Genomic DNA, 15,717 nt, shown 5'->3' on the forward strand with positions numbered 1-15,717 from the left:
AAAAATCTTCCCTTCAAAAATTATTTGCTCTTATAGGTTCGTGTTTATGTTTACCCCATAAATATTTCTGCAGTGAAACTCCAATTACTCCAATAATAACAAGCCCAATCCCTCCATAAACATAGAGTTGAGTTACTCCAAACAAATGCACTAATGGACCACTCATAGCAGGAGAAATAATTAAAACTGCATTTGTTAAACTGCTTTGAATACCAAATACTCTTCCTACTTGATCTTGATCCGATTCTATTTGTAAAATGACTTGATTAGATACAAGCATCAGCCCACTTCCGATACCAGCGATAAAACTAATTAAATAGGCTAAAACGAAGACCGTACCGGGCGTTATCAAACCAATCCCCCCAAAACCAATTCCCATTAAAACCATACCTCCACATACTACCCAGCCATATTGAAATTGTTTTAATTTCTGAGTTAGTAATGCACCAAGTATTCCGCCAAGACCAATAATAGAAATGATATATCCCATTTTACTTTTATCATGTGGGAATAAGCTCTTAAATAAAGTTGGGAATTGTGAGTCTACTAATTGTAATACCGCCATGGCTATTGTAACGAAAATCATGGTTGATAATATTATCCGATTAGATAACACATAACCCCACCCTTGTACCCAAGCGGTCCAAGTACTTTGTTTTTGCTTTTCAACAAATTCTTTCGATATAGTTTCTTTAAATTTTATTGTGGGTATGAGAACTAAGGTAGCTAATAAACAACTTATAGCTCTTATAATGAGGCAGAACTCTGGTTGAAACCAGCTCAGCAACATGCCCCCTATAAGTGGGCCTACTATCTTTGTACCCTGCTCTACTATTCCGTTGATACTTACTGCTTTAGTAAGCAAGTCCGGGGATACAATCTGTCTTGTTAGTGTTTGCTGTGCAGGATAATAGAAAACAATAAAAATGGAACGAATCATTAATGCCACTAAGAGCCAGTGGATATCTTGTACAAATAAAAGAGCAATTGTTATTAGACCAACCATTAGATTACAGAACATCATAATTGGAATTTTTCTAAAACGATCTGCAATAACACCTGCCCATGAGCCAAAAATAATTCCAGGAAGTGCATATGCAACAGGAATCAATCCAATCATAGTAGGATCTACTTCCCATTCAAACCCAACTATAGTCATAATCGCTAACATATCAATAAAAACACCAAGCATAAGCAATGAATAGGCAGAGAAAACTTGTAAATAAACCCTATTTCCTAATAGGCCTTTTGAATCAGTAGTTTTCATAAAAGCAAGCTCCTTAGGTTACTAATATAAACGCTTTTGCGTATAAGGTACCTCTTTATTAAACTTAATTAATCATTATTGACATCTCACCTAGAATTTAACTTCGTCAAAACTCAAACCACTCTTGTTTTTCATATATTTAAAATAGTCAGACAAACGAAAGCGTACCTATTTCTTCATTTTTATATCAACTGTTACAAAATATTTCTTTACCTTACACTAATAACAGCTAAACGTTTCCTTAATATAACCCTTTACAGTCGTTTGCACATTCAATTCACATCCTTTTTAAAGTTGGCTTTTTTCTATCTCAAATACTATCACACAAATATTTCACCTACTATATTCATAAAGTTGAAATATTTGAATCAGAAAATTCGGATAAAAAACTAAATCCACAAATCATACCAAACAATTATTTAGTTATATTGTCATTTTATAGATAGCTTTAGCCATAAGGATATCAAGAATTAAGTTTTTTAATTTTATTAACATAATAGTTTATAGAGACTATAAATCCTACTAAACAAAAAAATAAATATACAATAAAGTATATTTATTTTTTCTTATCCTACATATTTTCTATGCAAATTAATTCCAATAACTAAAGTTGATAATAAAAATATAATATTACCAATCACTAATGTACTCATAACAAGAATTGAATAATATAGTATTAATACTTCTGCACCTACTACCTATTTTATTTATTGGATATTTATACTTCAAAAAAAATTACACATCATTCACAATTAGGATACATACCCAAAATATCATTTGAACATGTTATTATATTTTAAGATAATATAAAATCAGTTTTTCTATAAGAGAACTTAATTTTTATGTAGTACGAAATTGTTAGTAATACAGTATATACTAATTTAGTTATAAAAACATTTAAAGACCACCTATTTCCATAAGTGATCTTTCTTTGTGATTCTGTATTTGTGCACTACTGTAGAAATATATCGTAGAAACGCTTTGTTTGCTAAATGTTTAGTTCTTTCCATTTACTAAAAAACATAGCTTCATACACTTAATATCATATTCGTTACATTGCAAACTATTATTTTGTCTTCTGTACAGGCAAACTACTAAAAATCAATTCAGCCACTTTTACATATCCTTTTGAGTTTGGATGAATTAAATCCTTAGACCAAAGCGTATTGTCATTAACTAAATGATGATTCCAAAAATCAACATGATGAAGCTTATACTCTCTGCTCAGTGAATGTATAACTTCATTTGCCTCTAATAATTGTTCTTTTATTTCTTGTTTTTTTTCAGAAGCAAAAGGAAGCCTAACTGTAAAATCAGGAAGGTTTGCTATAATAATATCAGCCCCTGCTTTACTTAATGTATCTATCATAAATTCCATATCGTTCTTATATGCATCATGATTCCAACGTCCTTTTAAAACATCGTTTGCCCCTGCAATGAGACTAACCAAATCTGGATTAAAAGTTAACGCCTTTTCCAATTGCTGCAAGCGAATTTCTTCAGTTACTAACCCACGCTTTGCAAAATTGGCATATTCTATATCTTTTTCACACAGTTGAACAAAATGATCTACCCAGCTTTTTAATGCAATTCCCTCAACTTCATCCCCTATCCCCTCTGTAAAACTATCACCAATTGCTACAAATCGCTTCCACATATGTATTCCCCCTTTATTTTTAAACATATCTATACTATACAATAGCTCACACCGTAATTGTTATTTCTAAGTGGTTTTCGATTTCAATTATATTTCACTTTACTATATTTACATTTAGAATCCAAAATTGACCGATTCCCAAGTATACTAAGGAATCGGTCATATTCGTATATTTACTAAAGAAATAAAATCTCCCTAGGAATTATACTTTTTTCAAAAAATTTGTTGTTATTTGTTTTGCCCAGTTGATACATTTCTTTTCGATTACATGATACGAAACTATAGAAAAAAGTAGTGTCATTGCAATGCACAAAGTAAGAAGGAAAAATTACACCCTGACATTCCAAGCTATCCACATAAGAATCTATAGTGCTTTGAAACCTTTTGTTTCAAACTAATATTTAGTTGTATCCTATAAAATTAGCTTTTTACTATATCAATCGTACGATCCCACATACCACTAAAAAAAGATCCTGTTTTACGTATAAAACGTGTAAGCCAATTTGCTTGTTCCACATCAGATTTTGTTACAAGGTCTATTTGTAATGAATTACCTGATAAGAACCCAGGATCTGTATTATCTTTAGACGAGATAATCATTTTACTAATTGTTACACCTTTTTTAATAGGCGCTTCTTGTTCCCTATTCGATACTTTAAATTCTTTTTTATAAATGTCTTTATTGCCCTTCGGCATTGGAAGCGAAACAGCTTGTTTCATTTGAACTACTACATCTTTTTCTTTTGCATTTGCTACTCGAACTGTTTCATGCCCTTTTACTACTGAATCTTTTCCGTAGACATTCTTCACTTCAAAATTTGCAAATCCATAATCGTATAATTTCTTTGTTTCATCAAAACGTGCCGTATGAGATTTTGCTTTTATCACTACAGAAATTAGGCGCATACCATTTCTTTCTACTGTACCAGTGAAACAATCTCCCGCTTCTGGAGTCGTTCCTGTTTTCAAACCATCTACACCTTCATATTGCTTAATTAAACCTTTTAACATCCAGTTAAAGTTCGCCATATCAATTGGATATTTACCACCCTCTTGGAATGTTTTTTTAGGAATTTTTGCTGTATTTAATATTTGGGGAAAATCTTGAATAAGACGTTGTGCTAAAATTGCACAATCCCTTGCAGACATTTTATTTTTCTCGTCTAGAGTTGTCCCTTCTAGATGATATCCTTTTAAATCTTGATTTGTTAAGCCGGTAGAGTTTACAAATTTATAGTCTTTCATACCAAACTCTTTCGACTTATCGTTCATCATTTTTACAAAATTGACTTCTTTACCAGCAATCTGTTCAACTAAAGCAATTGTTGCACCATTTGCAGAGTAAATTGCCATTGCCTCATATAACTCTTTTACCGTATAAGAGCCACCATTTTCTAATGGAACATTTGATAGTGAACGATCTTGCGAAATCTTATGTGCATATTCAGAGATTTTAACTTTTTGATCCCATTTAAGTTTTCCTTTATCCACCGCTTCATGAACTAAGTATTCGCTCATCATTTTTGTCATACTAGCAATTGCCAATGATTCATCTGCATTTTTTTCATATAAAATTTTTCCGGAATTTGCTTCTATTAAAATTGCTGATCCTGCTTCAACGTCTATAGCAGGAACTGTTTCCGCTGCTGCTTTTCCAATTGTAACGACCATGCTACAAAATAGTGTAAGCACTGTTACTATTGCAATAACTCTCTTGCAAAACATACCTTTCACTTCTGTTACCTCCAATTTCTTTGTACTTAAAAAAAGCGTTATTCTAACATAATCCCGCAAAAAATAGACAGTGTTCTCAAATTATATATACATATAAAACGTTAGAATCGCTTTCATATAGACCACCTCATCCGACACTTTTATGTGCGCTAATATTTTGTATTCCCACACATATCCTTATTTTTAATCCCCTTATATTTTTCAAAATGATTCACACTTTCATATTTTTTAGGATTACAGTTAATAGACAATCTAAATAATACATTTGTTCCACATTTACAAAAAATAAAAAACTACACCCTATACTGGATGTAGTTTTTCTAACTGATTTATTTATTTTTCACTTCATTTTTATAAAAAGCAAATAATGGTTCGATGGATGGACTAGATAACAGCGGAATTGCCTTCTCAATCAATTTCCTATCCCAATCAAACCAACGCATTTCCATTAACATGTTTATTTCTGTATCAGTGAATCGTTTCTTTATTTCCTTAGCAGGATTTCCACCAACTATTGTATACGGCGGAACATCTTTACTTACGACTGATCCTGCAGCAACAATTGCACCTTCACCAATAGTAACGCCAGGCATTATTATAGCATTCATTCCAATCCAAGCATCACTTTTAATGACTGTATCTCCCTTAGGTTCATATGATTGTTTAATTTGCTCAGCGAATGGATATACTGTAATCCATTCTGAGTGATGATTATGATTACCACCCATTAAAATGACTACCCCGCTTGCTATGCAAACATAATTCCCAATAATAAGTTTGTCAAGGTGCCATCCCATCTGTTCAATTGGATTGAACAGTGCTTGGGACTTAGCATCTCCCCACAAATACCTTACACAGCCATCTTCAAAATTTTGATGACTATAATAGCCTGAATAATAGGAGTACTCTCCTACTTCAATGAGTGGATTTGTTACTATATCTTTTATATACTTTGTTTCTGACCAATGATTAAATAATGGATGCTTCATAACTTTATTCCTCGCTTCTAAGTATTATATATATTGCTATTTACTTAGAAGCTTACTACGACTGCTACATTTTTTAGCTTTCTCAAACGACGAATCATTATCTTCAAGCCTTTCTTTTATACTATAAAAAAGCATAACGCAATACATTACACTAGTCAAATTGTGTAATTTTGAACACATCTTAAACAGCGTAATACTGCAATAAAAACATGAAAACATTCTAACTTCGATACAAATAATATATTGATTACATTTAGTTTATATTTTGTAAAAAAATTTTAATTGCCATAACAAAGCAAACAATAACCACTATTGGTCGTATTAATGACGTCCCTTTTGTAAGCACCATCTTCGCTCCAATATATGATCCTATAATTTGACCAAGCATCATAATCAACCCAATTGTCCAATCGATTTGGCCAAAAATAATAAAATATAACAAAGCAGCGAAATTACTTGTAAAGTTCAAAATCTTAGCATTTGCAGTCGCCCGTGTAGCACTATATCCACATAAAAGAATGAATGCTAAAGCAATTAAACTACCTGTTCCTGGGCCGAAGAAACCATCATAAAATCCCAGTAACGGAGCCACTGTTAACGCAAACAACAACATACTTATTTTTCTCGGTCGATCTTCGTTTGCTATATTTGGAGATAATAGAAAATAAATGCCAATAAAAACAAGTAAAAAAGGTAATATCATAATTAGATATTCTGCTCGTATCTGTAAAACAAGCCATCCACCGAAAACTGATCCAAAAAAGGTCATTAAGATGGACAAACGCATTTCTTTAAGATTAATTTCTTTCTTCTTAATAAAAAACACTGTTGCCATGAGAGTTCCGCTACTCCCTTGCAGTTTATTAGTTGCTATCGCTACAGAAGGAGACATACCTACTAATAACATTATCGGGATAGTTATCATACCACCGCCTCCAGCAATCGTATCTATCCATCCTGCTAATACAGCTACTAAAAATAGTAGTATGAGTAATTCAATAGTAAAATCCATACAAAGAATATGGGAAGGCTTGAGCTATTATACCCCAAACCTCCCCATCTTCCCTCCTCTCTTTAAACTAGTTAATTAAATCTTTAAAGTAACTTTCTTTCTGATCACGTAATCGGCTGGAAACGTATTGCCTGCAAACAATTCTTCTTCCGTATTTATTATTTCCAATCGGGATTTTATATTCTTCCTCAGATAACCTTTCTCTACCATGAGTTACATTTGTTTGTTTACCATAGTATGAATTTGGGATAATTAATAAATCTTCAGATGTAAGTGGAACCTTATAAGTAGGCGTTGTTCGTAAGAGTTCTAAAAACATGTCAAATTTCAATTTTTCTTCTTCACTTTCTCCTACATAAATCAATCTATTCTCTGCTCCATTTAAACAAGTTGCAATAATATCACCATTATCATCTAAAAATATAATTTGGTTTATTTCCCCTACAAATCCCGATATTTCACCATCAGCCATTCCTGCGATATGAGCAATAGGCATTTTACTTATCGCCAATATGTCATCTTTACTGAAGAAATTTTCTTCAAGATGCTTTTGAAGTAATTTTGGCGTTCCAATATGAGTTTGAGTTTTTAAATTTAACACTCCTTTTAATAAAAGAGCATCAACTCTAGTAAATTTTCCACAAGTAATTTCAGACACTATTCGTTCCACGGATTTATTAAGTCTATTTGATACAATTTCTAAATTCGTATTGAATGTTTTCAATCTTGCTTCAATATCTGATTGGTCTTTCATATCTGTATACACTGTGGCATCGTTATGTTGATAAAAGTTCCCGCCACCGGTGCTTGCACCGACATTTCGCAAAACTTCATCGTTGTTTAAAGGTGAAATGAGATGAAATCTATTTTTCCCTGCATGTTCGGATGGGTGAATTAAAGCATCATAATTAAAAAGTGTGGCAAAAAGCCAGGTGACCCATTCTGCATAAAAATATTTTTTCATTCTATCGTGTTCGTCTTCACCATAATTAAAACCTCTGCGATTTTCCCCAGGTAATAGTGTTTCTATAGGATCACATGGAGTATTTTTAATAAGGATAGGCGGTACGCTCCCACCACAATTCGCTATTTTTATCATATGTAGTAGATTTTTCATGTCTGAATTCGGAGTTTTCTTTGAATAGTCAATCAAACAATTAAGCCACTCTTTTGAAAAATATGCTGCTATTTCTTGATCACAAGTATAAGGATTATGAGTTTTTAATTCATTTTCTATCAGATTCTTCATTTTATCCTTCAATAGATTCGGAATAGTAATTTCTTCAATTTCTGTAATCTGCAGTATTCCTTTATTCATTATAAAACCTCCGTTGTTTTATTTTTTACACCCTATCTTCTATTAAACAAACTATCCACTTCTTTTTTACTCCTTTACTTTTCGTCAGAGCTATTAGAATTACCGATTTACAAATAAAAAACATGGAGTATAAGAGATTTCTTCTTAGTTACATTTCCCCCACGAACCTCCATTGATTTGGCAAATTTAATTTGAAAATCTGATTCATTTTCATACTTTACTTTCAAACTATGTTTATATGATTTTCAATTCAAGTAAGAGTATTTCATTTTCTAAAGTTTTCCTAATTTTAAAATCAGAATTTTCAATACAACTATGTTAACATTAAAAATATAACACGAAACAAAAAAATGTAAATAAATAGTTTTTTTATAAAAAATAGTCAGACTATTTATAAGGTAATCCGTATTCCATTGAACCAACTACGGCCTCTCAATTTTATTGATAACAATAAAAAAGCCCCCTAAATGAATAGAGGACTTTTTCCAAGTATATTCTATTTTAAAGTTCTTACTTATCTTTTACTTTAAAAGATATTGCTGTAACTTCTTTATTAACAGTTCCATCCCGTTTGGACTTACGATAATCTTCCCATTCGCTAACGAAATATTGCTGTCTGAAATATCTCCTGTAAGTGCACAAGCTCTTGGAGATTGATATTTTCGTAAAATAATCTGATCCTCTTCTATAAACATTTCAAGAGAATCTTTTTCTACAATTCCTAAACTCCGTCTTATTTCCATTGGAATAACAATACGCCCCATACTATCTGCTTTACGAGTAATTCCTCTTGATTTCATAAAATGCCACCCTTTATATTTATCTAATATTACGGTATTCATTTTAGCAATAAACAACAATTAGGAATAGTTCGTATTACAGTACTTTTTTTAGAAATAAATAACAATTAGGAATAGTTTATGTTAAAATTCTTTCTTGTTTATTCTTGATTTTTAATATATTTTTCCTTGATCATTTTTATATATTGTTTTCTTTCAGTTAGTTCAAATATAAATAATGCTTTTTTTATGTCTGTTAAACCAACTTCATTAGAGTGCTGAACTTTCAATAAAATTGCACCTTTTTCAAAAAACAATTCACCTAATAAGTATAAAGTATTCATATTTATGGCTAATTTTATACCTATTTCACTATACTTTATTGCTTCTTCATATTGATTTGCAAGGTGTAAACATTTTGTTAACGTATGAATGAGTCTTAATTTGATTTCTTTTTCTCTAGGAAATTCTATCTTATTAAAATTAATTAAACTTTGTTTTAATATATTTATACTTTTCTCATACTCTTCATTTTCTGCATGTATTATAGCAATTGAATTCATTATGCTTATTTCTTTTTCTGATAAAAAGTTAGTACTACTTAAGGTTTGTTTTAGTGCTCTATTTAAAATGTCAAAAGCATTACTTGTTGCTCCATTTACATAATATATAGCAATCGCTTCATGCCATAATAAAAATTGTTTATCCTCTTTTGATTGGAAATTATTATCATTTTTCTCTTTTTTTACTATTTCATAAAGCTCATTATATTGTTTTTGTTTTACACAATCTCTCATTACACATTTTACATTTTCAATATATTTTATTTTTTTATTTTTGGTTAGTGCGAATATATAATTTGGATCAATACCAAGTCTTTCAGATAATTGATACAACAATATGCTAGATGGATAAATAATACCTTTTTCTATCTTACTAATTTGACTTTGTGAACATATTCCATGACATAATTCAGATTGTGACATGTTTTTTTTCTTTCTAAGTTCTTTAATAATAATACCAAGATTGTAGAATTCCATCTTTCCTCCCTCAAATGTAACACTTTATGAGTATAAGAATATTTTCCAACTTTTAATGTAATGTAAAATTGATATAGTTACAATTACTAATTATATGGATTTATAGTTTCTTTTACAAACTTGTATCACAATACGAGAAATTATTAAAGTATGGTTCACTAATAATCAATGTGCGTTTTATTCACCCCCACTGATTATTAGTCCACCCCAGGCAGGCTTTTACAGGGAGTCCGACTTCTTTGCCACATCTAAATTTTGAGGTCGGAGTCTTACTACCCGCAAATAGCCGGATTAAAATAAATATGATTTTTCACCTTTATTTCTTTTAATAGTTTCTTTTGATTTTTATATAAATAATTTCGAAGGAGCGTATTTTATGAAAAGAATGTTGACCGAAAGAGAGTTAGAAGTGGCTATTTATGTAGCAAAAGGATACACAGATGCAGAAATTTCAAAAAAAATATATGTTACCCCTCGAAGAATTTCAACGATAATTAATCATATTAAAGAAAAATGGCATATTAATTCTAGAGTGGAATTAGGTATTTTAGTTTATCATTATGGTTTTATAGATGCACCCTTATTTTCAAATAAAAAAATTCAGCTATGTAAAAAGGTTGTACAATAGATAGCTGAATATAACGAGTTTAAATTGCAAATAAAAATAGAAGAGCAGACAAACTTTTATTATTTGGTTTACTCCATCACTTTTTAAATTTCAGACATTAATATAAAAAGGTTAGAGAATTAACTTCTCTAACCTTTTTATATACACTATTAGGTTTCAAACAGTAAAGATGCCCTAATGCTACCATTGATCCTGTTCCCTATTCAACCTTGTATAAACAAAAAAAAATCAGATATTACCACTATTCAAAACCAGTTACAATTCTCTCTTTCATTTTCTGTATTACTTCACTGCTCAATACTTTTTGACCAGCAGGAAGTTTTAATATGGCAGCGGCACCTTTACTAAGGTATATTTCTTGATCATTATTTTGATTTACTACCAATATTCCTTGCCCTTCAAATTCGAAATAACTAATATCTTTTGTTTCATTTGTATTATTTTTTATTGCTTTATATAATCCATATAAATCTTTACTTCTATTTTCTCCGCCCGTTCGAATCGGTTCAGTATCATTCGCAACAATTAGTCCTTCTGGCTGCTCACCCTTCATAATAAACCACAGCTTTTCATTTGTTGGTAATAGTAAATTCTTAAATTCAGAGCTATTTAAAATTTGCTGTGCTGGAATTGTTTCATAGATTGGTAACGAAAATGGAGATGTTGTTATTTTTTCAAAACTTAAATTTTCAGAAGAACTTCCCTTACTATATTGATAATCTTTTAATGCGATCGATTGTACTGATTCACTTTTATTTTTTGATGCATAACTAATTTTACTAGCGAAAATAATAACGGTCATTAAGCACATGCACAGTATCACAAGCTTAAGTAGTTTTCCCATTTATGAACCCCCGCTTTTAATATTATTAGTTTGCATGGATATTATAAACAGTTTCACTCCACCAAAAATTATTATTGTTATGGAACGTACTGAAATTATGATTATAATGATCACCATACCAAGGGTCCATGTATGTTATATAATCTGTTCCATTTGTCCCTTTATAAAATCCATCAAGTACTAGAAAGTGTCCGATGTTAGCTCCATTTTGCCACATAATGAGTGCAATCATCGGCTGATTACTATTAATTTGACTTTTGAACCAATCATAAGATTTTGCTCCAGAACTTATAGCTGAGCTAACACCATATCCCGATAATCCATATTGTATTTCACGTGAAGTTGCAGGATTATTATATGATCCACCCTTAACATACCTAACGTACTGATCTTGTGAAGGAGTTTTCCCAAAATAATTTAAAACTGAAACCGAAGTGCCTGCCCAACACCAATTTGATCTTTCTTGTAATATGTTAGGTACAGATAATTTACGGTCTGTTGGTGTACTTGGGGGATTTCCATTAATATACGCTGACGTTACATATACTTTTTTTCCATCTTTAAAATAATAAAACCAACGATTATCTAAATTTCCTGTCCAGTAATCTTTAACCGCTTCACCATACTCCCATCCTTTAAAAGATACTTTTGTATTTCCGGGAATCACATCTACAATATTTGCATTTAAACTTTTTGCCTCTCTAACATTTACATTCAATGGAGCTGTTGTTCCTGAAAATTCAACTTCTTCTGCTATTATTTTCTGAACACCAATAAAACTAAATGTGAAAAACAATAAAAACATACAAACAATAAAATGATTTCTTCCCTTCATTTCTCCACCCCTTTATCAGTACTAAAAAACATCAACAATTCATCCTTATTAATTGTTCAAGCTTAATATTACATACTAACGAAAAATGACTTCTCATAAAGTGAAACTTTAATCAGTAGTGGTTTTATTCATCCCCCACTGATTATTAGTTGAACCAATCGGGCTGCCCGGCAAATAGTGGGATAAATTCCAATACAAAAAAGGAGCCTATAAATTTTTATAGACTCCTTTTTATTTCGTCGTTATTACTTAGCTAATTCTTTCGTACCCTTCATTACATCAATGAAGAATCCCCAGTTATTCACTACAGAAGAGATACTGATATGTTCATCTGGAGTGTGGACGTTGAAAATGTCTGGTCCGAATGAAATTGCATCTAATTCAGGCATCTTTTGAACGAATGCGCTACACTCAATCCCCGCATGTACAGCGAAGATTTCAATTTCTTTATTGTATTTTTCTTGATGTACTTTTTCAAATAAATTACGAATTTGTGAGTTTGGATTGTATGGCCATTCTGGATACTCTGACTCTATTTCAAATGTAGCACCAACTAATTCAGCAATATATTTGATTTCTTCTGCAACATGTTGTTTTAAACTACTTACAGAACTTCGCACTTCGTTACGTAATTTAATTTCATCTTGCAACGTTTCAATAACGCCTAAATTTGTTGAACTTTCTACAAGACCTTTAATATCCATGCTCATACTTTGAATGCCATTTGGAATTAAGAATAATGATGAAATAAGCTGCTTTTGTGTCTCTTTAGCAAATACTTTTTCAACTTTTTCATCCAATTTTGTCAGTGTAACATGAACATCTGGATCAACAGCACGCATTTCTTCTTGTAATACACGTGTCCATGATTCTAGTTTTTCTTCTACTTGTCCTACATCTTCTGTACGAATTAAAATTGTAGCTACACTTTCACGCGGAATTGCATTCGTTTTTAATCCGCCGTGAACTTCACTTATGTAAAACTCCGTATGTACTGATAAATCACGTAATACTCGTCCTAATACTTTGTTCGCATTACCGCGTTGTTTATCAATTTCCATACCAGAATGGCCGCCTTTTAGACCACCAACATATATACGGTATGCATCCATATTCGCTGGCGTTTCATCCCAAATTACTTGAATTGTTTCAACAGCTTTCGCACCACCTGCACTACTTACAAGTAATTTATGATCTTCTTCAGAATCAATATTTATAAATATCTTTCCTTCAAAATGATTTGGATCAATAGCAAAAGCTCCGCCCATTGTCGTTTCTTCTTCAGTAGTGATAACGACTTCAAGTGCTGGATGCGGAATTTCTTTTGAATCTAATAAAGCTAATGCATACGCAACTGCAATACCATTATCAGCACCTAAAGTTGTTTGATTTGCATATAACATGTCCCCAATGATTCGTAATTCAATTGGATCTTTTTCAAAATCATGTACTGTTGCTTGATTTTTTTCGCAAACCATATCCATATGACCTTGAATAATAATAGCTGGTACATTTTCATAACCAGCTGTTGCTTCTTTTTTAATAATGACATTTAATGCTTCATCTTGAATGACTTCTAAGTTACGCTCTTTTGCAAAGCCCACTAAATAATCACTAATTTCCTTTTCATTACCTGATCCTCTAGGAATCTTTGAAATTTCTGCAAAATGAAAAAATACAGGGTGCTTTGTTAATTGTTCTAAAGTAGAATACATTTTTCAAGCTCCTCTCAAAATGAAAAAATAATATGTAAGTCTCATATCATTATACCATGATTCATTATTTTATCTTTCTTTTAACTTTTATTGTTCATTTTATGTACAACACTCTTACAACATTGTAAGGGCGTTGTAATCTACATCGATTTTTCTCATTTAATAATAGTCGTATACTTTTTAAAGAAACACATTAAAGGAGATAAAGAAAATGAAAAAGTTTTTAGCAATTATTACACTATGTTTATTATTTTTTAGTTTTACTATTGGCTGTGAGAGAGCGTCACTAAATAGAATTGGTAAAGATGTATATTACATGCAGATAAAAGGCGAAGGAACTATCGAAAAAGTAGATCATAGAAACTTACGAAACTATACGCTGTCCGCATATGATGAAGATGGCGTCAAAAAACAAATTACATTTAGAAGTACAAAAAAAGAAAACAATCATAAATTAAATAAAGACGCGTTTTTACGCCTTTATGTAGATCAAGATGATAATAGCAACAATGAAATATCATCAATTGAAGTAAAGTCCTATGAAGAGATTCAGAAAACAGATTTACCTAAAAAAGTAAAAGATAAGTTTACTATTAAATAAAAAACGAAAGAAAATGCTCTATGCATTTTCTTTTGTTCTTTTCACCTGTATATATTTTGAACTACTATTATTCATCAGTTTCTCTAACCGATTTATATTCTCCGTTAATGCACCTTTCACAAGAGAGAAATCTGTATTGGTTTCTTCTTTTTTTTCTTTAAAAAACGAAGACTTTTGTACATTGACTTCAGCCATCTCTTCTCCCCCTTTTCAAAAAGATACAACCTTTTATTTATATTATATAGCAAATGTAGAAAGAGTGTACACTTATGATTTTCTTTTTAATTCTTCTTCTAATTCTTCTACTTGCTGCAACGTATCTCCTTTTATTAAAGAGAAATCTGTTGTATCTTCGTTATTTTCTTTAAAAAAATCATTGTCATAATCTTTTACCACTACAATCACCTCTACATGCTAGTGTAGGAATGATTGTCCAATTTTATTCAACTTTGTCGGATTTTGTTTTTAATTTATGTATAGAAGAAAAGGACAGAAAAAGATTCTGTCCTTATTTACTAAAATAACTATGATGTATTGTTAAATTATATACATTTTCAAAATCCCGATCTTGCAGGTTATTTTTCTTTCCATCAATAACAATGAAAACGTCACTTACTATTTTTGCTGGTATAATCCCGACATTTTCTACTTGCACCGCTTTCTGCTCATTCAATTGCTCGATATGTTCTAACGGGACGATAATACTAAATTGTGAGCGAATACCACGAAAGTTTGTATTTAATTCCTTCGCAGCTTCAAAAACAACAATTTTCGCGCCAATCTTTTCCCCATATGAATCTAAAAATGCATTTAAGCTCTTTGTATATTCCTCTTCCGTATGCCATTCCATCGTACCGAATACTGCTGGATTAACATTTTGAATAATTGTCGTGTATATTTCTCCTCTTGCTTTAGATGCAATTAATGATCGTTTTATGGATTGAACTGTCTTGCCAATATCGCTAAATTTTGCACCCCATATTTCTGAAATATTAGGCGTTAAAATGAACGCAATATCAACAAAAATAACCATTGCAGTAAACATTAAAAGATTTTTCCAGAGGGTTAAATCGATTCCTTTTATCATGAAATACACGGTGACAGATATGATAAACAAACCATACCAAGTCTTTCTAATACGTTGCTTCTTCTCCTCGTACAACTCTTCATTTTTCCAATAAAAGAAAACAAGGACTACAAAGACAATCGCTAAAACAAATAAGCCAATTCGAATGTTAGAGATCATTAATCACATCACCCTCCATTCAAAAACTACTCACGATATCATTACATGCGCA

At 31.2% G+C, this 15,717-nt stretch carries 16 protein-coding genes and 1 pseudogene; 2 read left to right on the forward strand and 15 right to left on the reverse strand.

Annotated features, from left to right (window positions below; all coding sequences use genetic code 11):
- Positions 1–13: 13 nt before the first annotated feature.
- From AB6801_RS00115 to AB6801_RS00155, 9 genes and pseudogenes are all read right to left on the reverse strand, one after another.
- Positions 14–1,267 carry an MFS transporter gene (locus AB6801_RS00115; protein WP_000858614.1) on the reverse strand — a complete coding sequence of 418 codons (1,254 nt, stop codon included), beginning with the start codon at positions 1,265–1,267 and terminating at the stop codon, positions 14–16.
- Between the two features lie 1,066 nt (positions 1,268–2,333).
- Positions 2,334–2,924, reverse strand: a complete 591-nt coding sequence (locus AB6801_RS00120) for an SGNH/GDSL hydrolase family protein (RefSeq protein WP_000265873.1) — start codon at positions 2,922–2,924, stop codon at positions 2,334–2,336.
- Between the two features lie 202 nt (positions 2,925–3,126).
- Positions 3,127–3,252 (reverse strand): annotated as a pseudogene (locus AB6801_RS00125) (acyltransferase family protein); the annotation flags it as partial.
- A gap of 92 nt (positions 3,253–3,344) precedes the next feature.
- Positions 3,345–4,658 (reverse strand): D-alanyl-D-alanine carboxypeptidase family protein, encoded by a 1,314-nt coding sequence (locus AB6801_RS00130; RefSeq protein WP_097999484.1) that lies wholly within the window; start codon positions 4,656–4,658, stop codon positions 3,345–3,347.
- 329 nt (positions 4,659–4,987) lie between these two features.
- Positions 4,988–5,647 (reverse strand): CatB-related O-acetyltransferase, encoded by a 660-nt coding sequence (locus AB6801_RS00135; protein WP_000682538.1) that lies wholly within the window; start codon positions 5,645–5,647, stop codon positions 4,988–4,990.
- 253 nt (positions 5,648–5,900) lie between these two features.
- The gene (locus AB6801_RS00140; RefSeq protein WP_000347987.1) at positions 5,901–6,659 is read right to left on the reverse strand and encodes a TSUP family transporter; all 759 of its coding nucleotides are present in this window, start codon (positions 6,657–6,659) and stop codon (positions 5,901–5,903) included.
- Between the two features lie 67 nt (positions 6,660–6,726).
- On the reverse strand, positions 6,727–7,977 hold the full coding sequence (locus AB6801_RS00145) for a hypothetical protein (RefSeq protein WP_097797146.1): 1,251 nt from the start codon (positions 7,975–7,977) through the stop codon (positions 6,727–6,729).
- Between the two features lie 521 nt (positions 7,978–8,498).
- Positions 8,499–8,777: an AbrB/MazE/SpoVT family DNA-binding domain-containing protein gene (locus AB6801_RS00150; RefSeq protein ID WP_000842216.1), complete on the reverse strand. Its 279-nt coding sequence runs from the start codon at positions 8,775–8,777 to the stop codon at positions 8,499–8,501.
- A gap of 140 nt (positions 8,778–8,917) precedes the next feature.
- On the reverse strand, positions 8,918–9,796 hold the full coding sequence (locus AB6801_RS00155) for a helix-turn-helix domain-containing protein (protein ID WP_000397984.1): 879 nt from the start codon (positions 9,794–9,796) through the stop codon (positions 8,918–8,920).
- A gap of 376 nt (positions 9,797–10,172) precedes the next feature.
- On the opposite strand from AB6801_RS00155, the gene AB6801_RS00160 reads away from it, so the two are divergent.
- Positions 10,173–10,424: a response regulator transcription factor gene (locus AB6801_RS00160; protein WP_000827560.1), complete on the forward strand. Its 252-nt coding sequence runs from the start codon at positions 10,173–10,175 to the stop codon at positions 10,422–10,424.
- 241 nt (positions 10,425–10,665) lie between these two features.
- Here the strand turns inward: AB6801_RS00160 and AB6801_RS00165 are convergent, their stop codons facing one another.
- The 3 genes from AB6801_RS00165 to pepD form a co-directional block, all read right to left on the reverse strand.
- On the reverse strand, positions 10,666–11,268 hold the full coding sequence (locus AB6801_RS00165; RefSeq protein WP_000517260.1) for a hypothetical protein: 603 nt from the start codon (positions 11,266–11,268) through the stop codon (positions 10,666–10,668).
- A 25-nt stretch (positions 11,269–11,293) separates the two neighbouring features.
- On the reverse strand, positions 11,294–12,103 hold the full coding sequence (locus tag AB6801_RS00170) for a papain-like cysteine protease family protein (protein WP_000678509.1): 810 nt from the start codon (positions 12,101–12,103) through the stop codon (positions 11,294–11,296).
- Between the two features lie 245 nt (positions 12,104–12,348).
- The gene (gene pepD, locus AB6801_RS00175) at positions 12,349–13,818 is read right to left on the reverse strand and encodes a beta-Ala-His dipeptidase (protein WP_000287515.1); all 1,470 of its coding nucleotides are present in this window, start codon (positions 13,816–13,818) and stop codon (positions 12,349–12,351) included.
- Positions 13,819–14,029: 211 nt separating this feature from the next.
- Here pepD and AB6801_RS00180 point away from each other — a divergent pair, with 211 nt between their 5' ends.
- Entirely contained in the window at positions 14,030–14,419 is a 390-nt protein-coding gene (locus tag AB6801_RS00180; RefSeq protein ID WP_000713867.1) for a YxeA family protein, read from the forward strand.
- 18 nt (positions 14,420–14,437) lie between these two features.
- Here the strand turns inward: AB6801_RS00180 and spoIISB are convergent, their stop codons facing one another.
- The 3 genes from spoIISB to AB6801_RS00195 all read right to left on the reverse strand — a co-directional run bounded on the left by spoIISB (position 14,438) and on the right by AB6801_RS00195 (position 15,665).
- Positions 14,438–14,614: a stage II sporulation protein SB gene (gene spoIISB / locus AB6801_RS00185; protein WP_000852632.1), complete on the reverse strand. Its 177-nt coding sequence runs from the start codon at positions 14,612–14,614 to the stop codon at positions 14,438–14,440.
- A 72-nt stretch (positions 14,615–14,686) separates the two neighbouring features.
- A complete protein-coding gene (locus AB6801_RS00190; protein WP_000237820.1) occupies positions 14,687–14,815 on the reverse strand; it encodes a hypothetical protein in 129 nt (42 codons plus the stop codon).
- Between the two features lie 112 nt (positions 14,816–14,927).
- Positions 14,928–15,665 carry a type II toxin-antitoxin system SpoIISA family toxin gene (locus AB6801_RS00195; protein WP_000624977.1) on the reverse strand — a complete coding sequence of 246 codons (738 nt, stop codon included), beginning with the start codon at positions 15,663–15,665 and terminating at the stop codon, positions 14,928–14,930.
- Between the last annotated feature and the right edge of the window lie 52 nt (positions 15,666–15,717).

The organism is Bacillus sp. RCC_6_1 (assembly GCF_041360755.1).
Taxonomy (GTDB): Bacteria; Bacillota; Bacilli; order Bacillales; family Bacillaceae_G; genus Bacillus_A; species Bacillus_A cereus.